The sequence below is a fragment of the Janthinobacterium lividum genome (assembly GCF_034424625.1).
In the GTDB taxonomy this organism is placed as follows: Bacteria; Pseudomonadota; Gammaproteobacteria; order Burkholderiales; family Burkholderiaceae_D; genus Janthinobacterium; species Janthinobacterium lividum.
In genome coordinates, this window is the sequence record NZ_CP139976.1 from 1,626,840 (window position 1) to 1,647,926 (window position 21,087).

Genomic DNA, 21,087 nt, shown 5'->3' on the forward strand with positions numbered 1-21,087 from the left:
ACACCACAACAGCCGATGAACTATTTTGGTGCAGCGCGTCAATGCCCCTGATTTAGAGTAGTATGTCGAAAATCAGTACAACAAAACAATGGTGGGATATTGATGATGAGCGACACACTACTTGATACCGAGATTATGGAATTTCACAAAGAACTCGACGCGCGGGGCTTGAATTGCCCGTTGCCGATTCTGAAGGCGAAAAAGGCTTTGTCAGAGCTGCAGAGCGGGGAAGTGCTGCGCATCATGGCAACCGATCCCGGTTCCGTGCGCGACTTCCAGGCTTTCGCCAAGCAAACGGGCAATGCCCTGCTGTCGCATGTGCAGACGGGCACCGAGTTCGTCTTCCTGATGCAGCGCAAATAATTCTGCCAGCCGGGGCCGCCGTGGTGCGGCCTGGTTTCTCCTTGCCGTGTCGCGTCACTTTCAGGCCCTTTTGCTGCCCTGCAGCGTAGCGGCCGAGCCCCTTGAAATCCTCAAAGCTGGACAGTTTAGATGGATTGCTCTAACAAAAAATCGCACGATCGTGCTTAAATTCGGTTCAGGATTCAAATTTCTCTTATAATCGAACGCACAATCAGCACTTGATCCGTCATTTTTATAATTTCCCAAAGGCATAGCTATGAAAGTCTTGGTACCCGTCAAACGCGTGGTCGACTACAACGTCAAAGTCCGCGTCAAGAGTGACGGCACTGGCGTCGATACCGCCAACGTCAAAATGTCGATGAACCCTTTCGATGAGATCGCACTGGAAGAAGCGATGCGCCTGAAAGAAGCTGGCAAGGTCACTGAAGTGGTCGCCATCTCCTGCGGCGTGACGCAGTGCCAGGAAACCCTGCGCACGGCCATGGCCATCGGCGCCGACCGCGGCATCCTGGTGGAAACGACGACTGAACTGGAACCGCTGGCTGTCGCCAAGCTGGTGAAATCCCTGGCCGAGAAAGAGCAGCCGCAACTGATCATCCTGGGCAAGCAAGCCATCGATGACGACAGCAACCAGACCGGCCAGATGCTGGCAGCCCTGCTGGGTTGGCCACAAGCCACGTTCGCTTCGAAAGTCGTGCTGGAAGACGGTAAGGTCACCGTTACCCGCGAAGTTGACGGCGGCCTGGAAACCCTGGTATTGACCTTGCCAGCGATTATCACCACCGACCTGCGTTTGAACGAGCCACGCTACGTGACCTTGCCGAACATCATGAAGGCGAAGAAAAAGCCGCTCGAGACCGTCAAGCCGGAAGACCTGGGCGTCGACGTTGCGCCACGCCTGAAGACCCTGAAAGTCGTCGAGCCAGCCAAGCGCTCGGCCGGCATCAAGGTGCCTGACGTCGCTACCCTGGTCGCCAAGCTGCGTACCGAAGCCAAAGTCATCTAAGCGCGGCCCCGCCGTTTATCCAGAACAATTACAGGACACATCATGGTCGCATTAGTTATTGCTGAACACGACAACGCTACCTTAAAGGGCAGCACCCACCACACCGTGACCGCGGCCGCCCAGTGCGGCGGCGACGTGCACGTACTGGTCGCAGGTTCGAACGCATCGGCCGCTGCCGCTGCCGCCGCGCAAATCGCCGGCGTGACGAAAGTCATCGTGGCCGACGCGCCATACTTTGCCGACGGCCTGGCCGAAAACGTGGCCGAGCAAGTGCTGGCCATCGCCGGCAACTACAGCCATATCCTGGCGCCAGCCACCGCCTACGGCAAGAACATCCTGCCACGCGTGGCCGCCAAGCTGGACGTCGCGCAAATCTCGGAAATCACCAAGGTCGATTCCCCTGACACCTTCGAGCGTCCGATCTACGCCGGTAACGCGATTGCTACCGTGCAATCTGGCGACAAGATCAAGGTCATCACCGTGCGCACCACCGGTTTCGACGCGGCTGCCGCCACCGGCGGTTCGGCTGCCACGGAAACCGTCGCCGCCGTTGCCGACAATGGCAAATCGGCCTTCGTGGGCCGCGAGCTGGCCAAGTCCGACCGCCCTGAACTGACCGCCGCGAAAATCATCGTGTCGGGCGGCCGTGGCATGGGTTCGGCCGAAAACTTCCACATCCTCGAGCCGCTGGCCGACAAGCTGGGCGCCGCCATGGGTGCTTCGCGCGCCGCCGTCGACGCCGGCTTCGTGCCGAACGACTGGCAAGTGGGCCAGACGGGCAAGATCGTCGCGCCATCGCTGTACATCGCCGTCGGCATCTCGGGCGCGATCCAGCATCTGGCCGGCATGAAAGACTCGAAAACCATCGTCGCCATCAACAAGGATCCTGAAGCGCCGATCTTTGCCGTGGCCGACTACGGCATCGTGGGCGATCTGTTCGAGATCGTGCCGCAACTGGTCAAAGAACTGGGTTAAGTCACACCCCTTCCGGTTTTGTTACTGACAAAGCCACGCCGGCCCGCCCCACACGGCGAGCCGCGCGTGGCTTTTTTCTTGGAGAAAAGAAGATGAGCTATCAAGCCCCGCTGAAAGACATGTTGTTCGTGATGAACGAACTGGCCGGCCTGGCCGAAATCCACACCTTGCCCGGCTGCGAAGACGCGACGCCCGACACGGCCGAAGCCGTGCTGGAAGAGAACGCCAAGTTCTGCGGCGGCGTGGTGGCCCCCTTGAACGGCCCCAGCGACAAGGAGCCGAGCTTCTGGCACGACGGGCAGGTCACGACCTCGAAAGGCTTCAAGGAAGCGTTCAAGGCGTATGGCGAAGCGGGCTGGCAGGGCGTGCAGCATCCGACGGAATTCGGCGGCCAGGGCTTGCCCAAGCTCTTGGCCACGCCGTGCATCGAAATGCTCAACTCTGCCAGCATCTCGTTCGCCCTCGTGGCACTGCTGTCGGACGGCGCCATCGAAGCGCTGCTGACGGCCGGCAGCGATGAGCAAAAGGCGGTTTACCTGGAAAACCTGGTGTCCGGCAAGTGGACGGGCACCATGAATCTGACGGAGCCGCAGGCCGGTTCCGACCTGGCAGCCGTGCGCACGCGCGCCGTGCCGCAGGGCGACGGCACCTATAAAGTGTTCGGCACGAAGATTTTCATCACTTACGGCGAACACGACATGGCGGAAAATATCGTCCACCTGGTGCTGGCCCGCACGCCGGATGCGCCCGCTGGCGTGAAAGGCATCTCGCTGTTCATCGTGCCGAAATTCCTCGTCAATGCCGATGGCAGCCTGGGCGCGCGCAACGACGCCCACTGTGTTTCCATCGAGCATAAACTGGGCATCAAGGCCAGTCCGACGGCGGTATTGCAGTTTGGCGACCACGGCGGCGCCATCGGCACCCTGATGGGCGAGGAAAACCGCGGCCTCGAATACATGTTCATCATGATGAACGCGGCCCGCTTCGGCGTGGGCTTGCAAGGCATTGGCCTGGCCGAGCGTGCCTACCAGCAGGCCGTGGCGTTCGCCAAGGACCGCGTGCAGTCGCGCGACCTGGCCGGTTCGCCTGGCCCCGTCTCCATCATCCACCACCCGGACGTGCGTCGCATGCTGATGTCCATGCGCTCGCAGACGGAGGCGGCGCGCGCGCTGGCCTACGTGGGCGCGGCCATCAGCGACGTGGCGCACCACCATCCGGAGGCGGACGTGCGCGCGGAAAGCCTGGCGACGTATGAATACCTGGTGCCCGTGATCAAGGGGTGGGCCACGGAAATGTCGCAGGACGTCACGCGCGATGGCGTGCAAGTGCATGGCGGCATGGGTTTTATCGAAGAGACGGGCGCCGCCCAGCATTACCGCGACGCCAAGATCCTCACCATCTATGAGGGCACGACGGCCATCCAGGCGAACGACCTCGTTGGCCGCAAGACGGTGCGCGACGGCGGCGCCGTGGCGAAAGCCATCATCGCCCAGGTGCGCGCCACGGAAGCCCAGCTGGGCGAGCTGACCGGCGCCGACTTCCAGGCCATGCAGCGCCACCTGGCCGAAGGCAGCGCCGCGCTGGAAGCCGTGGTCGAGTACGTGGTGGCGAACATGAAGACGGACATCAAGGCCGTGTTCGCGGGCAGCGTGCCCTATTTGAAACTGGCCGGCATCGTGCTGGGTGGCTGGCAAATGGCGCGCGCGGCCGTGGTGGCGCAGCAAAAGCTGGGCGAGGGCAGCGGCGACGCTTCGTTCTACAAGGCAAAAATCGCCACGGCGCGCTTCTTTGCCGACCACATCCTGTCGCAAGCGCCAGGACTGCGCGCCACCATCATCGATGGCAGCGCCGGCGTGATGGCCTTGTCGGAAGAGCAGTTTTAAGTTGAAGCTTGGCCAGTGCAAGCTGGTTGAATGCAAAAAGCGCTGGAGATCACTCTCCAGCGCTTTTTCTTTTTTAGCCCCAAAGCAAATTCCGGGGTCGTACCCTCAGGGTACGACCCCGGTCTTTCTTGGGTTGGGCTTATCTTCTGGCAATACCATTACCGGAATTGCGCACCAGGTCGCCAGCCGCCAGTCCAGGATCCTGGTCAAATGCGAAGTCAGCCTTGGCGCCTGTTTCGTATTGCACGGTGACAGTCCACACCTTGCTGTTTTTCATGTGGCCTTCGACTTGCTTGCCTGCGAAAGCGCCGCCGGCGGCACCGGCCAGGGTGGCCAGGTCCTTGCCGCGTCCGCCGCCGACCTGGCGGCCCAGCAGGGCGCCGGCCACGCCGCCGCCGATCATGCCCAGCGCGCCGCCTTCGCCCGCTTTTTCAGCGACGTTGACTGCCAGCACCTTGCCGCACTCGGCGCAGATTTGCTGTTGGGCTGGCTTGTTGTTCTGTCCTGCGTACGAATTGCCGGCCTTTTGCGCGGCCTTGGCGTTGATGATGGCCTGGTCGTACTCGCCCTTGGCGTCGCGCAGGCATTGCATGCGGGCTTTCGAGCTGCTTTCTTCTGCGCACAGTTTCTTGTCGTCCGCATAGCGCGTGCTGGCTTGCTTGGTGTCGTAGGCGTATTGCGCCTTCGGCGACAGGTTTTGCGCGAAGGCGGAGGTGCTGAACAGGGCCGTGATGGCGACTGCGAGGATGAGTGGGCGACGAATCATGATCTTCTCCTAGGGGGTGTTAAATGTGCCAGTAATGTCGGCATTGTGAATGCAGTATAGAGGAAAATCATGATTGCTTACCAACACTTACATGTGCGTGTGGCGCGCCATATCTGAAGTCATTTTCCATATGGAAATTAACCGTAGGCACCGCCTGTATACAGCAAGTCGAACAGGCGCGCCATGGTGGCGATCAGTACGCCTGCGCCTAGCATCAAGGTAGCGACCAGCACGACGGCCAGGGGCCAGCCCGTGTCCGACAGGCGGCCGGAGGCGGCGTTGTAGCGCGCATCCCACTTGTCGTCCGGCATCAGGCCCAGCACCAGCGCTTCCAGGAAACCGCCCAGGGCGGACAGGGTCAGCGGCAAAATCTGGTAAAACCAGTCGGCCTCGGGAAACAGCTGGCGCAGCAGCAAGGAGGCGGGCAGGGCGGCCAGGTGTAGCCAGCCCCAGCGGTCTTTGCTGCCATGCAGGTAGAAGCGGTGGGCGCCCAGCATGCCCAGCAGGAAGGCCAGTAGTGTCGTGAATGCCTTGTTCTTGTGCGACTGTTGCAAAATGGTAGCGGTGGTCATGGGACTCCAGAGTTGCTCATCGGTAAAGATTGCCAGTATCGGCCATTGTCTGGTGCAACGATAGCACTTTCCTGTGGCGTTTATGGAATGATTTCGCCTGATTTCAAGCCATGGCCGGCACGATAGACGCACGCGCCTATTGCGTCTTCGGCCATGACTGGTCATAATGTTTGATTAGCCCAAATTACACGCCCGTCATCATAACGCTTGCTGCCTGGCGGTAAAGCGCGCTATAATTTGCGGCTTTTTCCGCCTCAGCACACTTTTTGGAAATATTATGGTCGTTATTCGTTTAGCTCGTGGAGGCGCCAAGAAGCGCCCGTTCTTCAACATCGTCGCTACTGATTCGCGCAATCGCCGCGATGGTCGCTTCATTGAGCGTATCGGTTTTTACAACCCGATGGCGCAAGGTGGCGAAGTTCCACTGCGTATCACCGCAGACCGTCTGGCCTACTGGCAAGGCGTTGGCGCACAATTGTCGCCAACCGTTGCTCGCCTGGTAGCCAGCAACAACAAAGCAGCAGCTTAATTAGATCACTGGTTTGACGGTCAAGACTGCATCCGGGGTGAAAGTCCCCGATGACCTGGTACAGGTAGGCTATGTCTCCGGTGCTTATGGCATTGCTGGCGGAGTCAGGATCACTCCTTTCTCCGAAGATGCGGATGCATTATTAAGCGTCAAAACCTGGTGGTTTGATAAACCGACCTTGCATGATGTTCAAGTCAGGCAAGCGAAGTTACACGGCGGCGACGTCGTGGCCCAGCTGGTGGGTGTGGTCGGGCGGGATGCCGCAGAAGCGCTGAAAGGCGTCTCTGTGCAAATTCCGCGTAGCCATTTCCCGACGCTGACGGCCGATGAATTTTATTGGTCCGATCTGATCGGACTGACAGTCGAGAATTTGCAAGGCGAGTGCCTCGGCACAGTGCACGACATGATGAGCAATGGTCCGCAGTCGATCTTGCGCGTTACGCCCGTCGCCACTGCCGATGAGACCGTTGAAAAGGCGCCTGAGCGCCTGATCCCGTTTGTTGGCCAGTTTGTCATTAACGTTGACAAGACCGCCAGCAAGATCACGGTCGACTGGGGCCTCGATTATTAAACCGCCTGCGCTTAACTTTGCGCCGGGCAAACTTTGCAGGATGGTGAACGATGCAATTTGATGTCGTGACCCTGTTCCCGGAAATGTTTGCCGCGCTGACGCAGTCGGGTGTGACCCGGCGCGCCTTCGAGCAGGGGAAATGTGGCTTGTCGCTGTGGAATCCCCGTGATTTCACGACCGACAATCACCGTACCGTGGATGACCGCCCGTATGGCGGCGGCCCCGGCATGGTGATGATGGCCCGTCCCCTTGAAGCGACAATTACTGCCGCGAAGCAGCGTCAGCTTGACCTCGGTCTGGCGGCGCCCCGCGTGGTGTTCATGTCGCCGCAAGGCCGTCCGTTGACGCACGAGCGCGTTACGCAACTGAAAGCCGAACCTGGTTTGGTGATCTTGTGTGGCCGCTATGAAGCCGTGGACCAGCGTTTGCTGGACCGTTGCGTCGACGAAGAAATCAGCGTCGGCGACTTTGTCCTCTCGGGCGGTGAATTGCCTGCCATGGCGCTGATGGATGCGGTGATCCGCCTGTTGCCGGGTGTCTTGAACACCGAGGCATCGGCCATCGAGGACAGCTTCGTCAATGGCTTGCTCGATTCGCCGCACTACACGCGGCCGGAAACATATGAAGGCATGGCCGTGCCGCCCGTCTTGATGGGTGGAAACCATGCCGAGATCGTCAAGTGGCGCCGCCAGCGCATGCTGGAAGCGACCGCGACAAAGCGGCCTGACCTGCTGGTCAGCGCGCGTGCCGCCGGCTTGCTCAGCAAGACCGACGAAAAATTCCTGGCCAGCCTGTAAGCCGTTTTCGGACGGCAAGCAGGGTGGCCTTGCAGTGCCGGGCATGTTGCCCAAATTGGTAATACCCATCCTCTACCGGGCGGATACTTGCTATCCACAGTGCGCCGGCATGATGGTTTTCGGAGTTATAAAAATGGACTTGATTCAACAATTAGAGCAGGAAGAAATTGCTCGTCTGGGTAAAACCATTCCTGAATTCGCACCAGGCGATACCGTTATCGTCAGCGTCAACGTAGTCGAAGGTACGCGCAAGCGCGCCCAGGCTTACGAAGGCGTCGTTATCTCCCGTCGTAACCGTGGCCTGAACTCGAACTTCATCGTTCGCAAGATCTCGTCCGGCGAAGGCGTTGAGCGTACGTTCCAACTGTACTCGCCGCTGATCGCTTCGATCGAAGTGAAACGCCGTGGTGACGTTCGCCGCGCCAAGCTGTACTATCTGCGTGAGCGTTCGGGTAAATCGGCGCGTATCAAAGAAAAATTGCCAAATCGCCGCGTTGTGGCGAAAGCAAGCGCGTAATATCAGCGTCTGCGTTGGGAAAAGGGGTGCCTGTTATGGTGCCCCTTTTTTTATTCTGAATTGCTATTGAGGCAAGCTGCCATGGCCACTATCGCATTTGATCCAAAACAACTCGCCATCGATTCGATCGCCGGCGAGGCGGCGCTGGACGCCGTGCGCCTGACGCCCGCCTGGCTGCGCCAGCGCCTGGCCGAACAGCCTGACTGGCAGCCCGAGATTACCCAGGATTTTCTTTCCGCCCGTGCCGTGCCCGTGCGCGCCGCCGTGCTCATTCCCTTGGTGCAACGGCCACAGGGCTTGACCATCTTGCTGACCATGCGCACGGACCACCTGAGCAGCCATGCGGGCCAGGTCAGCTTTCCAGGCGGGCGCAGCGAAGCCTTCGATGTGTCGCCCATCGCCACGGCCTTGCGCGAAACGGAAGAAGAAGTGGGCCTGGCGCGCGAGCATATCGAAGTGCTGGGCTGCCTGCCCGATTACCTGACGGGTACCGGCTACCAGGTCACGCCCGTGGTGGGCCTGGTGACGCCGCCGTTCGAGCTGCGCGCCGACCCGTCCGAAGTGGCGGAAATCTTCGAAGTGCCGCTGGTCTTCCTCATGGATGGCCTCAACCATCAGCGCCTGTCGGTGGAATTGCCCGGCGGACGGCGCTCGTTCTACGCCATGCCGTACGAGCGCTTCTACATCTGGGGCGCCACCGCCGGCATGCTGCGCAATCTGTTTCACCTCTTGCGCGCGTAAAATGGCGCCCCGCACGTAATAAGTTTGATTCCAGCACTGCACTGCGCTATCGTAGCGGGCATTGCGGTATTGCTGAAAAAGACAAAAAGGACGTTTGATGACATTTCTCTCCATACTTTGCGCATTGCTGATCGAGCAGCTCAAACCTTTGCGCGCGGACAATCCGATCTACGCCGAAATCAAGAGCCTGGCAATGCGCATGGAGACCTGGTTCAATGCCGGCCACGCCAACCATGGCCGCATGGGCTGGTTCCTCATGATCGGCGTGCTGATGGTGCCGACGGCCGGTATTTACTGGCTCTTGCAGCATTATCAGCTGACCCTGCTGGCCTTTGCCTGGAACGTCCTCATCGTCTACCTGACCCTGGGCTTCCGTCACTACAGTCATTACTTCACGTCGATCCAGCTGGCCCTGAGCGCCGGCGACGAAGCGACCGCGCGCACCTTGCTGGCCGAGTGGACCAAGCTCGACACGGTGGGCATGGAAGCGAGCGAAATCGCCCGCATCGCCGTGGAAAAAGCCCTGGTCACCACGCACCGCAATGTATTTGGCGTGTTCTTCTGGTTTCTCATGCCACTGGGCCCTGCCTGTGCCGTGATGTACCGTGTGGCCGAATACCTGGCGCGCGCCTGGAACGAACCCGAGCACATGCGCAATGAAGCGTTCGGCCAGTTCGCCGCGCGCGCCTTTTACTGGATCGACTGGATCCCCGTGCGCCTGACGGCCGTGGCGTTTGCCGTGGTCGGCAATTTCGAGGATGCCATCTACGCCTGGCGCAACTTCGCCCAGCGCTGGCAGGATGAGGCCATCGGCATCATTCTGACGGCCGGCGGCGGCGCCATGGGCGTACGCCTGGGCACGCCAGCGGAAACGGCGGCCCGCGTGCTCGTCACGCCGGACATGGCCGTCGATGACAGCGACAGCGAAAGCGATATCCTGCCAGGCGAAGAGCCGGGCGCGCGCGCCTTGCAGAGCACGGTGGGCCTCGTGTGGCGCGCCCTGCTGCTGTGGATGCTGCTGCTGCTGTTGATGTCGGGCGCTGTTTTCCTCGGCTGACGCGGGCGCACATGCGCCATCCATGCGCCTTGCGCGTGGAACAAGGTTAAAATAGGGGCTGGCGCGCAAGGCGTGCCGGCCCCTGTTTGCATCGTCAGGGCAGATCGAGGTAGAACCCAAGTCTTCTATAAGATATAATACTGGCTTACCGCAGCAAACGTAGTTGAATTACCAGCCCGGCTTACCCGCCGGGGCCATTCACGCAATCCAGTCCCGACAAGCCACATGGCCGAGTTATCTCAAAAAACAGGGGAACTCTCAGACGAGTTCTTCATCCTTGGTCTCACCAGCAATGGCAAGCAATTCCGACCCAGCGATTGGGCCGAGCGCCTTTGCGGAGTGATGTCCTGTTTCAATCCCGAAGGTGGCGGGCGCAATGCGCACCTCCAGTATTCGCCCTACGTGCGCCCGACCGTCGTCAATGGCGTCAAGTCGGTGGTGGTCAACACGAAGTTGCGCGAGATCGAGCCGATGGCGTTTCACTTCGTGCGCGAATTTGCCAAGGATAACGACCTGCAAATCGTCGAAGCCTGTTTCCTGCCGCCCCCCGAAGAAAAGTAAGACCCGTTTCATTGATGTGCCTCAAGCCCGCCACGGTGGGCTGGCGTAGCGTGGACACTCTGCCTCAAACGGAGTGGCGACATGCGCATCGGCGACATCTGTACCTTGCACACCATCCATTGCCAGCGTGACACCAGCGTGCAGGACGCGGCGCTGCTGATGCGCCAGCACCACGTGGGTGACCTGATCGTGGCCGAGCAGCCGAACGGCGAGCGCGTCCCCATCGGCATCCTCACCGACCGCGACATCGTCATTTCCGTCATTGCCCTGGGCCTCGACCCCGCCAGCCTGCTGGTGGGCGACATCATGAGCGCGCAGCTGCTTACCGCCAGCGAAGACGAGGACGTCTATGACATCATCGAACGCATGCGCGTCAACGGCATCCGCCGCCTGCCTGTGGTCAACAGCCTGGGCGCGCTCTCCGGCGTAGTCAGCATCGACGACCTGCTCGCCTTCCTGGCCCAGGAAATGGCCGAGCTGGCCCGCATCAGCAGCGGCCAGCTGGTGTACGAAAAGCGCACCCGGAAATAAGCCCGTATTGCGCAATTCCAGTCAAATCCACTTCCCCCGAAAATGCTACAGTCGCTGCTCGTTCAACGGGAAGCGTTCATGCACTATCTGGCCAAGGCACTCTGGTATATCGAATCGCACTATGCGGAGAATATCTCGCTCGGCGACATCGCCAATGTGGGCGGTGCCTCGCCATGTCACCTGACGCGTGCGTTTGGCCTGGCCACGGGCCATTCCGTGATGCGCTATGTGCGGGCGCGCCGGCTCAGCGAGGCGGCCCGCGCGCTGGCGCAGGGCGCGCAAGACATCCTCGCCGTCGCGCTGCAGGCCGGCTACAGTTCCCACGAGGCATTTACGCGGGCCTTCCGCGAGCAGTTCCAGATCACGCCGGAGCGGGTACGGGCCCAGCGCCATGTCGCCAACCTCGCGCTGGTGGACGCCATCAAAATGGATGTGGCGCCGGGCGTGGCCCTGGAGGCGCCCCGTTTCGAGCAGGGCCCCGCCTTGCTGGTGGCGGGCTTAGTCGAACGTTATCGCGCAGAAACGGCTGCCGGCATCCCCGCCCTGTGGCAGCGCTTCCTGCCCCATGTGGCGCCCGGCCAGCTGGTGTATGGTGTGTGCTGCAACAATGACGACGCGGGCAATTTCGATTACCTGTGCGCCATGCCGGTAAGCGACTTTTCCCAGGCCCCCGAGAACTGGACGCGGCTGCGCATCGCGCCGCAGCGCTATGCCGTGTTTCATCACCGGGGGCATATTTCCACCATCCGCGCCACCTGGCACACGGTGTGGAACGAATGGCTGCCCCAGTCCGGGCTGGAAGTGGCCGACGCGCCCGATTTTGAACGCTACGACCAGCATTTCGATCCCGCCAGCGGCATCGGCGGTGTGGAAATCTGGCTCCCCTTGAAAGCATGAGCATGTTCCCGACCTTGACTACATCGGCTGCGTTTGCCGGTGGCACCGCGCTGCGCCAGCGCCTGTTGCAAACCGCAGCCGCGCTGGCGGCGGGCCTGCCCCTTCACTGGGTGCTGGGACCGCAGCCGCTGGGCTGGCTGGCCTGGTGCGCGCCGCTGCCCGTGCTGTGGCTGGCCCTGCGCTCGTCGCGCCGCGATGCGGCCTGGATGACGTTCCTGGCCGCCGTGCTGGGCCTGTCATCGAACTTTGCCTATTTCCGCCTGCTCATGCCCTTGCCGGCCGTGCTGGCCGTGATCGCTGTCAAGGCACTGTTGTGGCTGCTGGTGGTGCTGGCCGCGCGGCGCCTCGTGCTGCGCTACCGGGCGTCCTGGACGGTACTGGCGTATCCCGTGCTGTGGGTGGCCATCGATACGCTGATGGCGGCCTTGCTGCCGGATGGTAACTGGGGCAGCCTCGCGTATTCGCAAGCGGATAACCTTGCCGTGCTGCAGGTGGCGGCCTTGGCGGGCGTGCCTGGCCTGCTGTTTTTGCTGTGCCTGGCGCCCTCCGCGCTGGCCTTGCTGCTGGCAGGCGGTCGCGCGTATGCGCCAGCGGCGGGCGCTGCCGTGTTGCTGCTGGCGGTGGCGTTTGCCGGTGGCGCCTGGCGCGTGCAGGGCGCTCCGGCACTTGCGCCGGCAGGGCCGCTGGCGGGGCTGGTGGCCATCGATGACTTTATCGGCCCGGCCACGCCGCCAGCGCGCGCACAAGCCATCTGGGAGCAGTACGCGCGCCATGTCGAAGAACTGGCCGGGCAGGGCGCCAAGCTGGTGCTGTTGCCGGAAAAGATAGCCGTGCTGGCCCCAGCGCAGGCGGACGCCGTGCAACAGCGTTTCCAGGCGCTGGCGCGTAGCACGGGCGCGTGGATCACCCTGGGGCTGGGCGTGCAGGACGCTGCCGGCCGGCGCAACCTGGCGTGGCTGTTCGCGCCCGATGGCGCCGCGCCTGTCAGCTATCAAAAACATCATCTGGCGCCGCCCGAGCGCGAGTTTCTTGCCGGCAACGCCTATGCCGTGCAGCCGGTAGCGGGGATGGCCATGGGACTGGCCATCTGCAAGGACATGCATTTCGCACCCCTGGGACAGGCGTATGGCGCGGCCGGGGCGCAGGCGATGCTGGTGCCGGCCTGGGATTTCCAGCTGGACGCCTGGATGGGGGCGCGCATGACGGTGGTGCGCGGCGTGGAAAACGGTTATGCCGTGCTGCGCGCGGCGCGCGAGGGTGTGCTGACGGTCAGCGATGCATATGGACGCGTGCTGGCGGAGCGGGCCAGCAGCGCCATGCCGGGCAGTACCTTGCTCGCGCCGCTGCCGGCGCAGCCGAGCGTCGCTACCTGGGCCGGATGGCTGGGGCCGCTATTCGGCTGGCTGTGCGTGGCGCTGGGCGTGATTTTGCTGTGCGTGGGCCGCCGCGCCGCGCCCGCTTCCTGACGGATAATCACCGTTTTGCTGCGATGCGCAAAACCGCATTGCGCGGCGTTCTTTTATATTCTCCGCACGCAGACTCATAATCGCCGCCGATGATTGCACCATTGTCGTGCATATATAGCCGCGATGCCGGCATATATATTGCACTGCAATAAGTGGTTTTATCTGGTATTCAGAAATTCGGGCAGCTGGTATTAATTGGTACTTAATTCAGCCACGAAGTCATACATATCGCCGCGGAAGTAGGAGCGGCAAAATTCCACGGCACGGCCATCGCGCAAAAAGCCCAGTCTTTCCACCGACAATCCCGCGTCGCCTTCCTCCGCCTGCAACAGGCTGGCCTGCTCCCCCGTCAACAACAAGGCGCTGAGCCGTTGCAAGGCGCGCACGGGCCGGTTGCCCGCCTGTTCCAGCGCGTCATACATGGAGATATCGACAGCGTCGAGGTTCGGCAGGCAACTGGCGACGATGGTCGCGTATTCCAGGCACATCGGCACCTCGTCCGCATAGCGGATGCGGTGGAAGCGGTACACGGGCGCGCCCGGCGACAGCCGCAGGCGCAAGGCCTCTTCCGGCGTGACGGTGCCCTCCGCGCGCTTGAGCCACACGCTGCGCGGCGTGCGTCCGCGTGCCCGCATATCCTCGGAAAACGAGGTCAGCTTGGCGAAATTTTTCTCGATGCGCGTATTGATGAAATTACCCGAGCCGGGGCGCCGCACCAGCAAGCCCTCGTTGACGAGGCCATCGATCGCCTTGCGCACGGTGATGCGCGAGACGGACAGGTCGCTGGCCAGCTGGCGCTCGGCCGGCAGGGCTTCTTCGGGGCCGAGGATGCGCTTGTCGATCGCTTCGCGCAGCGCGCGCTGCAGTTGCTGGTACAGGGGCAGGCTACTCGTCTGCCCCAGGCCTTGCATGATGTGAGCCAGGGTTGTCATACGCTGAGGGTCTCCGTTACGGCGCGTTGCAGACGCGCTCTGTATCTGTTTTGTGTCGCTGGATAATACCAAAAAAGGCCGTTATAAAACCAATTTGAATTGTCATGCCAGCAATTTATGCCTGGCTTCGCTGGGATTTAGCCTGCTCATACGGGCTACGGATTGATTTAGATAAAGTGGTCTGTGTGATTCAAGCAACGTTATAAAAAAAAAGTTGCAACTGGTAGTGTTCTGGTATTGGATAGTAGTATATTGGCGTTGAATTGGTTTTGTAAGTGGTTGTGCCGAAGGGTCTGCAGCATGCCGGCGAGAGTGGGCGGCTGGAAAGAAGACCTACATTAAAAATGAAAAGGATCCAATCCTGGAGCCTAAATCAAGGGGGAGTACATGAAACGCAATTTGACAGCTAGCTCTGCAGCACGCAATTTGACGCCTATCGCCGCTGCTGTGGCTATGTTGATGGCAGGCGCGAGTTTCTCGGCGCATGCGCAGGAAGCCGTGGCAGCCAAGCCGGCAGCAGCGGCCGAAGTTGACGAAGGCCAGACCGTCGTCGTGACGGGTATCCGTGCATCGCTGCAACAATCCTTGAACCAAAAACGCAATTCCGACAGCCTGGTCGAAGTGATCACGGCTGAAGACGTGGGCAAGATGCCTGACAAAAATATCGCCGACTCGCTGCAACGCGTGCCCGGCGTCAGCGTCGCCGCTGCGGGCGGCAACGAAGGCAGCTTTGGCGAAAATGACCGCGTGGCACTGCGCGGCACACCGTTCGGCCTGACCCTGACCACCTTCAATGGCCACTCGGTCAGCAGCGGCGACTGGTTTGCCGACAACATCATCGGCGGTGGCCGCAGCGTCAGCTTCTCGCTGTTCCCTTCCGAACTGATCGGCCGCGTCACCGTGCACAAAGGTTCGCAAGCGAACCTGCTGGAAGGCGGCGCACAGGGCGTGATCGATATCGAATCGCGCAAACCGCTGGACTTCAAGAAACAAATTACGGGCCAGGTCAGCCTGGGCGCCGTGTACTCGTCCAACTCGGGCAAGAAAGATCCGCAAGTGAGCGGCATGCTGAACTGGAAGAACGATAACAACACCATGGGTGTGATGCTGCAGGGCTTCTATCAGAAGCGCAAACTGAGCCGTGTTGGCCAGGAAAATGGCGTCTGGTATGACGGCGTTGCCGCGGATTCGGCAGTCGCTGGCGCCTTGCCAGGTTCGGCCGGTGGCCGCGTCAACTACATGGGCGGCACCGCCTGGTTCGAACAGGAACGCACCCGCAAGGGCGGCCTGATCGACGTGCAGATCAAGCCGAGCAGCGCGCTGACCCTGGACTTCACCCTGTTCCATTCCGAACTCGACGCCCCCAACATCAACCATAACTTCATCCAGACCGTGGGCCTGGAAACGGGCAGCAAGGGTGGTTATCCTGTCGGCAACGTCAGCGGCACCTACAAGGGCGGTATCGTTACCGGCCTGCACACCACCGTGCCAGCCAATTGCGGCGCCATCTGCGCCGGCTATTCCAGCGCAGTGCAGGAAGAGTTCAGCCGTCCTGTGGCGGAAAGCAAGTCCGACTTCTTCAACGTCGATGCCAAATACCGCGTCAATGACCGCCTGACCTTCTCGGGCAAAGTCGGCACGACCAAGGGCGTGGGCAACACGGAAAGCGGCGCGCTGGGCGTTTGGATGCCTTGGACGGGCGGCGGCTACACCCAGAACGGCGCCAGCCATGGCGTGATCTACGATACCCCGGGCGCGAACAAGTTCTCGATCGGCGGCCGTCAGGCAACGCCTTACACCTACGGTTCGCACGTCACCGCGAACGACAAGGAAACCTATGGTCAGATCGACGGTATCCTGAAACTGGACTTGCCAGCGATCTCGTCGGTGGAATTCGGTGCCCGCGTCGCGGAACACAAGCGTGACCTGACCGCCATCGGCATCGTCGCCAAGCCATCGCTGGGCGTCACCGCCAACCTGCCGATGGATGGCCTGACCTCGTTCCCGAGCAACTTCAAGGACCTGGGCGTGAACGGCGCCGGCTACTGGACGTTCTCGCAAGCGAGCGTCAACAAGTGGCTCAAGGATAACGCCACGTATGAAGGCAACCTGCGCCAGTCCGAGTTCAACATCAAGGAACCGACCCAGTCGGTCTACGCGATGGCGAACTTCAGCACGGAAGGCCTGTCGGGTAACTTTGGCGTGCGCTATGTGCATACCAAGGAAGACGTCAACCGCTACGAGCTGAACCCGGCTGCCCAGTACGAAATCAAGAACTACACCAACACGTATAACGATTTCTTGCCTAGCGCCAACTTCCGCCTGGATGTGACGAAGGATATCATCGGCCGTTTCGGTATCAGCCGCACCATGGCCCGTCCTGAACTGGGCATGATGGCTGGCCTGGATCTGCGCGACAACCAGCTCGACGGCAACGCCGGCAATCCTAACCTGCGTCCTATCCGTTCGAACAACGCCGACATCGGCGTGGAATGGTACTTCGCGCCAAAATCGATGGTCTCGGCTGGCATCTTCTACTCGTCGCTTGATGGGTATGTCACCTACGGCAAAGGTGTGACGACGTTCTACAACCAGTTGCAGAACAAGTTCACCCAGTATGAAGTTGGCACGCCAACCAATACCACGGCGGAAGTCAAAGGCCTGGAACTGTCGTATGTGCAAGCGTTGCCAGCAGGCTTCGGTGTGAACGCCAACTACACCTATACCGATGGCAAGGAAACGGGCAACGTCAAGGGTTCGCCATGCGGTGATTTCGGCGAATGCACGATGATCGGCACCTCGAAAAATGCGTATAACATTGGCGCGTTCTTTGAAAACGACAAGTTCAGCGCACGCCTGACGTACAGCTACCGTTCGGAATTCCTGAACGGCACCTCGCGTCGCAGCGCCGCCTACCAGGCTGGCATCGGCGGCCTGTCCGCATCGATCGCCTACCAGTTGACGGAAAACCTGGCCATCACCCTGGACGGCAAGGACTTGAACAATCCACTGTCGCGTTCGACCATCAAGACCCCAGGTTCGGATGACATGCCGGGCGCGTTCTACAAGAACGGCCGTCAGATCTACCTGGCACTGCAAGGCAAGATGTAAGACGTTTTATGTAGTTGATGCCTCCCGGCGGACACCCGGGATGGCATGACAATGGCGGAGCGCAGCTGGCTCCGCCATTTTTTTATTGCAAGATGGTTTTCTTTACATGGTGGGATACATCCGATGACATTACACGCAATGCTGGCTTGCTTCGCCTGCGCGCTGCCACTGGCCGCCTCCGCCGCGCCTGCCGCACCGGCCTTTGCGCCGGAAGTGGTGGCTTACTATCCCGGCTGGAAATCGGCCGATTTCCCCGTTGACGAGCACAATATTCGCGCTGGCAATGTCAGCCTGATCCAGTACGCGTTCGCCGACATCTGCTGGGATGGCGAACATGGCAATCCCGCGCCCGATGGCGGCGGCGTGAGCGCCTGCCTGGATGCGGACGGCAAGCCGTCCCGACCGGCCAATGGAAGCATCGTGCTGTCGGCACCGCAAACCGATGCCGACAACTTGCGCAAACTCAATGCTCTCAAACACAGCAATCCGCGGCTGCGCGTCCTGCTGTCGGTGGGCGGCTGGATCTGGTCGAACCGCTTTTCGGACGTGGCCGCCACGCCTGCCGCGCGCCGGGCATTCATCGCCTCCGCGCTGGAGCTGGTGCGCCGGCATGGCCTCGATGGCGTCGATATCGACTGGGAGCACCCGGCCACGGGGGGAATTCCCTGCATCGAAGGCAAGGTCTGCCACCGCGGCGACGACAAGGAAAACTATGTGCGCCTGGTTGCCGAATTGCGCAGCGCCTTCGACCAGGCTGGCAAGCAGGCGGCCGGCCGCCATTACCTGATCACCATCGCCGCTGGCGCACATGCCAGCCTGACCGATGACAGCGACGCCGCGCCGGGCTGGATCGTCCGCCTGGCGGCACAGCTGGACTGGATCAACCTGATGACGTATGACTACCGTGGCGTGTGGGATGCCGAGAATGGCCAGCTGGCACCCCTGTATGCGGATCCCGCCGACCCGCAGCGCGACAAGGGGCTGCACGCGGACGCCACCGTGACGCGCTTCCTGCGCGCCGGCGTGCCTGCCGCCAAGCTGGTGCTGGGCGTGCCCTTCTATGGCTATGGCTGGAAGCAGTGCGCCGCCGGTCCCCGCGGTGACGGCCTGTACCAGCCTTGCCAGGGCGCGGCCAGCGGCAATGACGGTACGCCGACATTCACGTACCGGCATCTGCTCGAGCAGGGTTACCTGGTCGATGGCAAGGGCGCGCGCGGTTTCCAGCGCCATTGGAATGCTGCATCGCAAGTGCCGTATCTGTATAACCGCGACAGCGGCGTTTTCATCAGCTATGAAGATGCGCAATCGGTGGCCCGTAAAGTGCGCTATATCCGCGACAAGGGCTTGCGCGGTGGCATGTTCTGGGAATTGAGCGGCGATGCGCAGCAGGTGCTGGGCACGGCCCTGGCGCCTATTCTGAAGGGGGCGCAGCCATGAACCAGCGTTACCTCGCCCTCGACGTCCTGCGCGGCCTGACCGTCGCCCTGATGATCGTCGTCAATACGCCGGGCGACTGGGGCAGCGTGTATGCGCCGTTCCTGCATGCCGAATGGCATGGTTTTACCGTGACGGACCTGGTCTTTCCCAGCTTTTTGTTTGTCGTCGGCAATGCGCTGGCCTTTGCGCTGGGCAAGTATGAAAACCTGGGTCATGGCGCCGTGCTGGCCAAGCTGTGCAAGCGCAGCGCGCTGATCTTTTTACTGGGCTTCCTGCTGTACTGGTTTCCCTTCTTCAAGCTCGACGATGCGGGCCAGTTCGCCTGGTCGCCCCTGTCGCACACGCGCATCCCCGGCGTGCTGCAGCGCATCGCCGTGTGCTACCTGGCCGCCGCCCTGATCCTCCATTGCTGGAAGACGCGGGGCGCGCTGGTCTTCAGCGCCTGCGCCTTGCTTGGCTACTGGGCCATCCTGGCGACCTGGGGCGACTACAGCTTGCACGGCAACGCGCCGGCCAAGCTCGATCTGATCCTGCTGGGCGACAGCCACCTGTACCACGGCGAAGGCATCGCCTTCGATCCGGAAGGGATCCTCGGCACCTTGCCAGCTATCGTCAATGTGATTGCCGGCTACCTGGCGGGCAGCTTCCTGCGCCAGGCGGCACCGATGCAATTGCGCTCGAGCCTGTATCAGCTGGCCGTGGCCGGCGCCATTTGTGTGGCCGTGGCCCTGTGCTGGAATGAAGTGTTTCCGATCAACAAGAAGCTGTGGACCAGCTCCTACGTGATGCTGGGCATCGGCCTGGACTTGCTGCTGCTGGCGCTGCTGATGTTCATCATTGACGTACGTCAAATGACGGGCTGGACCTACTTCTTTGAAGTCTTCGGCAAGAACACCCTGTTCATCTACCTGGTGTCGGAAGTGTTGGTGATCATCGCGTTTACCGTGCGCATCGGTGGTGACAACCTGTACCAGTGGCTGTACCAGCAGTGGTTTACGGGCTGGGTGCCGGCGCGCGTGGGCTCCTTGCTGTTTGCCGTCAGCTTCATGCTGCTGTGCTGGCTGATCGCCTACGGCATGGACAAGCGCAAGATCTATATCAAGGTCTAAAACTTCAGCTTCAGGCCATGGCGTGTGGCCAGGGCCGTGAAGAGCAGCATCAGGGCGGTGACGGCGGCGGCATTCCACAGGCCGGCCGCGCCGCCCGTTTCAAGATACGGCCACCAGAAGTGCGGCAGGTGCAGCACGGTTGCCAGTTGCTGCCACAGGTCGGGCACGATGTAGGCGAACAGGGCATTGGTTCCGGCGGGCAACAGCACCACCGCCCAGGCACGCCAGCGCCACACGTCGATGACGACATAAAACACGAGGAACAGGGCCAGGATGATGGCGCTGCACACTAGCGTGTAGGATTCCGTTGCCGTGATCTTGTTGATGTGGTGATACGGCCGCAGCAGCAGGCCGGCCACCAGCAGGCCCAGCGCGAACCACGCCATGAAACGTATCCTCTGGGCATGGTTCAATGCCGCGCCACGCAGGAACAGCCGGCCCACCAGGGTACCGGCCAGCACATTGGCCGCCGTCGAACCGAGCACTTGCGGCACGTTGACAAACCCGTTGATACCCGCCGGCAGGAAATCCAGGCTGTCCGCCGTGCCGCCCATGTACAGCGCGATCAGCAGGGAAAGCACGCCCATCAGCGCCGTGCCGCTGCCCTGGCATGCCAGGTACAGCAGGCTGCACAGCAGGTAAGACCAGCCGATCATGCCGAGGATGCCCCACCAGGACGGTTGCAGCCAGGTGCTGGAAAATTCCGCATTCAATTCACCGCGGAACGTCGCCAGCAGGAACAGCATCAGGGCGCCGCCCGCAGCCAGCTCAAGCTTGCCCGCGCCCTGGCGCCACAGCAGGATCATGGCCACGTAAAACAGCAGGAAATACACGGCGTGCGGCAGCAGCGCCGCCTGCGCATCGTAGCGGTAGGCGTTCGCCAGCACCACGCCGGCCAGCATCAGGCTGGCGGAGCGCCACAGCAGGCGTCCCAGCAGGGCTGGCGTGACGTGGCCGCAATGGCGCTGCAAGGCCAGCGGAATAGCCATGCCGACCATGAACAGAAAGCCGGGAAAGACCAGGTCCGGCATGCTGATGCCGTCGGCGCGGGGACCCGCATGTTCGAGCCACCAGGCAATGCCGGGCATGCCGGCCAGGTAGTTGACCCAGATCATGGTGACGATCACGAAGCCGCGAAAGGCGTCCAGGCTGGTCAATCGTTCGGCGGCGGTGGCGGTGGCGATAGTGGCTGGCGGCATGGAAGGATGAAAAAAGGTCGAAAAAAAAGCAGCCCCGGCCTGAGCCGGGAACTGCCTTGCGCATGCT

The 21,087-nt window shown here is 61.5% G+C and carries 21 protein-coding genes; 17 read left to right on the plus strand and 4 right to left on the minus strand.

Annotated features, from left to right (window positions below; genetic code table 11):
• Positions 1–135 precede the first annotated feature (135 nt).
• The 4 genes from U0004_RS07300 (at position 136) to U0004_RS07315 (ending at position 4,227) form a co-directional block, all read left to right on the plus strand.
• Positions 136–363, plus strand: a complete 228-nt coding sequence (locus tag U0004_RS07300; RefSeq protein ID WP_010395510.1) for a sulfurtransferase TusA family protein — start codon at positions 136–138, stop codon at positions 361–363.
• Positions 364–619: 256 nt separating this feature from the next.
• Positions 620–1,369, plus strand: coding sequence for an electron transfer flavoprotein subunit beta/FixA family protein (locus U0004_RS07305; protein ID WP_070257494.1), 750 nt, complete (start codon positions 620–622; stop codon positions 1,367–1,369).
• A gap of 42 nt (positions 1,370–1,411) precedes the next feature.
• Positions 1,412–2,344, plus strand: coding sequence for an electron transfer flavoprotein subunit alpha/FixB family protein (locus tag U0004_RS07310; RefSeq protein WP_034781780.1), 933 nt, complete (start codon positions 1,412–1,414; stop codon positions 2,342–2,344).
• A gap of 92 nt (positions 2,345–2,436) precedes the next feature.
• The gene (locus U0004_RS07315; protein WP_070257495.1) at positions 2,437–4,227 is read left to right on the plus strand and encodes an acyl-CoA dehydrogenase; all 1,791 of its coding nucleotides are present in this window, start codon (positions 2,437–2,439) and stop codon (positions 4,225–4,227) included.
• Positions 4,228–4,366: 139 nt separating this feature from the next.
• Here the strand turns inward: U0004_RS07315 and U0004_RS07320 are convergent, their stop codons facing one another.
• Positions 4,367–4,993 carry a glycine zipper 2TM domain-containing protein gene (locus U0004_RS07320; RefSeq protein ID WP_034781786.1) on the minus strand — a complete coding sequence of 209 codons (627 nt, stop codon included), beginning with the start codon at positions 4,991–4,993 and terminating at the stop codon, positions 4,367–4,369.
• Between the two features lie 137 nt (positions 4,994–5,130).
• A complete protein-coding gene (locus U0004_RS07325; protein ID WP_034781788.1) occupies positions 5,131–5,565 on the minus strand; it encodes an NINE protein in 435 nt (144 codons plus the stop codon).
• A 277-nt stretch (positions 5,566–5,842) separates the two neighbouring features.
• Between U0004_RS07325 and rpsP the strand changes: the two genes are divergently transcribed.
• The 10 genes from rpsP to U0004_RS07375 all read left to right on the plus strand — a co-directional run bounded on the left by rpsP (position 5,843) and on the right by U0004_RS07375 (position 13,232).
• Positions 5,843–6,094 carry a 30S ribosomal protein S16 gene (rpsP, locus tag U0004_RS07330; protein WP_010395524.1) on the plus strand — a complete coding sequence of 84 codons (252 nt, stop codon included), beginning with the start codon at positions 5,843–5,845 and terminating at the stop codon, positions 6,092–6,094.
• A 13-nt stretch (positions 6,095–6,107) separates the two neighbouring features.
• Positions 6,108–6,665, plus strand: coding sequence for a ribosome maturation factor RimM (rimM, locus tag U0004_RS07335; RefSeq protein WP_070257496.1), 558 nt, complete (start codon positions 6,108–6,110; stop codon positions 6,663–6,665).
• Positions 6,666–6,715: 50 nt separating this feature from the next.
• Positions 6,716–7,462: a tRNA (guanosine(37)-N1)-methyltransferase TrmD gene (gene trmD / locus U0004_RS07340; RefSeq protein ID WP_070257497.1), complete on the plus strand. Its 747-nt coding sequence runs from the start codon at positions 6,716–6,718 to the stop codon at positions 7,460–7,462.
• A 133-nt stretch (positions 7,463–7,595) separates the two neighbouring features.
• A complete protein-coding gene (gene rplS / locus U0004_RS07345) occupies positions 7,596–7,979 on the plus strand; it encodes a 50S ribosomal protein L19 (protein ID WP_010395528.1) in 384 nt (127 codons plus the stop codon).
• Between the two features lie 81 nt (positions 7,980–8,060).
• A complete protein-coding gene (locus U0004_RS07350) occupies positions 8,061–8,720 on the plus strand; it encodes a CoA pyrophosphatase (RefSeq protein WP_070257498.1) in 660 nt (219 codons plus the stop codon).
• A 97-nt stretch (positions 8,721–8,817) separates the two neighbouring features.
• Positions 8,818–9,777, plus strand: coding sequence for a CobD/CbiB family protein (locus U0004_RS07355; RefSeq protein WP_034759859.1), 960 nt, complete (start codon positions 8,818–8,820; stop codon positions 9,775–9,777).
• Positions 9,778–10,002: 225 nt separating this feature from the next.
• Complete coding sequence (locus tag U0004_RS07360; RefSeq protein ID WP_029496213.1) at positions 10,003–10,338, plus strand: DUF3579 domain-containing protein; 336 nt, start codon at positions 10,003–10,005, stop codon at positions 10,336–10,338.
• Positions 10,339–10,419: 81 nt separating this feature from the next.
• Positions 10,420–10,869 carry a CBS domain-containing protein gene (locus tag U0004_RS07365; protein ID WP_035825422.1) on the plus strand — a complete coding sequence of 150 codons (450 nt, stop codon included), beginning with the start codon at positions 10,420–10,422 and terminating at the stop codon, positions 10,867–10,869.
• A 78-nt stretch (positions 10,870–10,947) separates the two neighbouring features.
• A complete protein-coding gene (locus U0004_RS07370) occupies positions 10,948–11,766 on the plus strand; it encodes an AraC family transcriptional regulator (protein ID WP_070257499.1) in 819 nt (272 codons plus the stop codon).
• Positions 11,763–13,232: a carbon-nitrogen hydrolase family protein gene (locus U0004_RS07375; RefSeq protein WP_081345695.1), complete on the plus strand. Its 1,470-nt coding sequence runs from the start codon at positions 11,763–11,765 to the stop codon at positions 13,230–13,232. Before U0004_RS07370 ends, U0004_RS07375 begins: the two co-directional genes overlap by 4 nt.
• A 191-nt stretch (positions 13,233–13,423) precedes the next feature.
• Here the strand turns inward: U0004_RS07375 and U0004_RS07380 are convergent, their stop codons facing one another.
• A complete protein-coding gene (locus U0004_RS07380; RefSeq protein ID WP_034781815.1) occupies positions 13,424–14,164 on the minus strand; it encodes a GntR family transcriptional regulator in 741 nt (246 codons plus the stop codon).
• 459 nt (positions 14,165–14,623) lie between these two features.
• On the opposite strand from U0004_RS07380, the gene U0004_RS07385 reads away from it, so the two are divergent.
• The 3 genes from U0004_RS07385 (at position 14,624) to U0004_RS07395 (ending at position 19,821) form a co-directional block, all read left to right on the plus strand.
• Positions 14,624–17,275 carry a TonB-dependent receptor gene (locus U0004_RS07385; RefSeq protein ID WP_167468636.1) on the plus strand — a complete coding sequence of 884 codons (2,652 nt, stop codon included), beginning with the start codon at positions 14,624–14,626 and terminating at the stop codon, positions 17,273–17,275.
• Between the two features lie 123 nt (positions 17,276–17,398).
• Entirely contained in the window at positions 17,399–18,712 is a 1,314-nt protein-coding gene (locus U0004_RS07390) for a glycoside hydrolase family 18 protein (RefSeq protein ID WP_115057428.1), read from the plus strand.
• Complete coding sequence (locus U0004_RS07395; RefSeq protein ID WP_070257503.1) at positions 18,709–19,821, plus strand: acyltransferase family protein; 1,113 nt, start codon at positions 18,709–18,711, stop codon at positions 19,819–19,821. The genes U0004_RS07390 and U0004_RS07395 overlap by 4 nt, the downstream gene beginning before the upstream one ends.
• On the opposite strand, the gene U0004_RS07400 is transcribed toward U0004_RS07395, so the two are convergent.
• Positions 19,818–21,020 (minus strand): DUF5009 domain-containing protein, encoded by a 1,203-nt coding sequence (locus U0004_RS07400; protein ID WP_070257504.1) that lies wholly within the window; start codon positions 21,018–21,020, stop codon positions 19,818–19,820. The genes U0004_RS07395 and U0004_RS07400 overlap by 4 nt on opposite strands.
• Positions 21,021–21,087 lie beyond the last annotated feature (67 nt).

Excerpts from the sequence above, each read along its gene's own strand:
- U0004_RS07300 (WP_010395510.1), top strand. The coding sequence starts at position 136 with ATGGAATTTCACAAAGAACTCGACGCGCGGGGCTTGAATTGCCCGTTG.
- U0004_RS07305 (WP_070257494.1), top strand. The coding sequence starts at position 620 with ATGAAAGTCTTGGTACCCGTCAAACGCGTGGTCGACTACAACGTCAAA.
- U0004_RS07310 (WP_034781780.1), top strand. The coding sequence starts at position 1,412 with ATGGTCGCATTAGTTATTGCTGAACACGACAACGCTACCTTAAAGGGC.
- U0004_RS07315 (WP_070257495.1), top strand. The coding sequence starts at position 2,437 with ATGAGCTATCAAGCCCCGCTGAAAGACATGTTGTTCGTGATGAACGAA.
- U0004_RS07320 (WP_034781786.1), bottom strand. The coding sequence starts at position 4,993 with ATGATTCGTCGCCCACTCATCCTCGCAGTCGCCATCACGGCCCTGTTC.
- U0004_RS07325 (WP_034781788.1), bottom strand. The coding sequence starts at position 5,565 with ATGACCACCGCTACCATTTTGCAACAGTCGCACAAGAACAAGGCATTC.
- rpsP (WP_010395524.1), top strand. The coding sequence starts at position 5,843 with ATGGTCGTTATTCGTTTAGCTCGTGGAGGCGCCAAGAAGCGCCCGTTC.
- trmD (WP_070257497.1), top strand. The coding sequence starts at position 6,716 with ATGCAATTTGATGTCGTGACCCTGTTCCCGGAAATGTTTGCCGCGCTG.
- rplS (WP_010395528.1), top strand. The coding sequence starts at position 7,596 with ATGGACTTGATTCAACAATTAGAGCAGGAAGAAATTGCTCGTCTGGGT.
- U0004_RS07350 (WP_070257498.1), top strand. The coding sequence starts at position 8,061 with ATGGCCACTATCGCATTTGATCCAAAACAACTCGCCATCGATTCGATC.
- U0004_RS07355 (WP_034759859.1), top strand. The coding sequence starts at position 8,818 with ATGACATTTCTCTCCATACTTTGCGCATTGCTGATCGAGCAGCTCAAA.
- U0004_RS07360 (WP_029496213.1), top strand. The coding sequence starts at position 10,003 with ATGGCCGAGTTATCTCAAAAAACAGGGGAACTCTCAGACGAGTTCTTC.
- U0004_RS07365 (WP_035825422.1), top strand. The coding sequence starts at position 10,420 with ATGCGCATCGGCGACATCTGTACCTTGCACACCATCCATTGCCAGCGT.
- U0004_RS07370 (WP_070257499.1), top strand. The coding sequence starts at position 10,948 with ATGCACTATCTGGCCAAGGCACTCTGGTATATCGAATCGCACTATGCG.
- U0004_RS07375 (WP_081345695.1), top strand. The coding sequence starts at position 11,763 with ATGAGCATGTTCCCGACCTTGACTACATCGGCTGCGTTTGCCGGTGGC.
- U0004_RS07380 (WP_034781815.1), bottom strand. The coding sequence starts at position 14,164 with ATGACAACCCTGGCTCACATCATGCAAGGCCTGGGGCAGACGAGTAGC.
- U0004_RS07385 (WP_167468636.1), top strand. The coding sequence starts at position 14,624 with ATGGCAGGCGCGAGTTTCTCGGCGCATGCGCAGGAAGCCGTGGCAGCC.
- U0004_RS07390 (WP_115057428.1), top strand. The coding sequence starts at position 17,399 with ATGACATTACACGCAATGCTGGCTTGCTTCGCCTGCGCGCTGCCACTG.
- U0004_RS07395 (WP_070257503.1), top strand. The coding sequence starts at position 18,709 with ATGAACCAGCGTTACCTCGCCCTCGACGTCCTGCGCGGCCTGACCGTC.
- U0004_RS07400 (WP_070257504.1), bottom strand. The coding sequence starts at position 21,020 with ATGCCGCCAGCCACTATCGCCACCGCCACCGCCGCCGAACGATTGACC.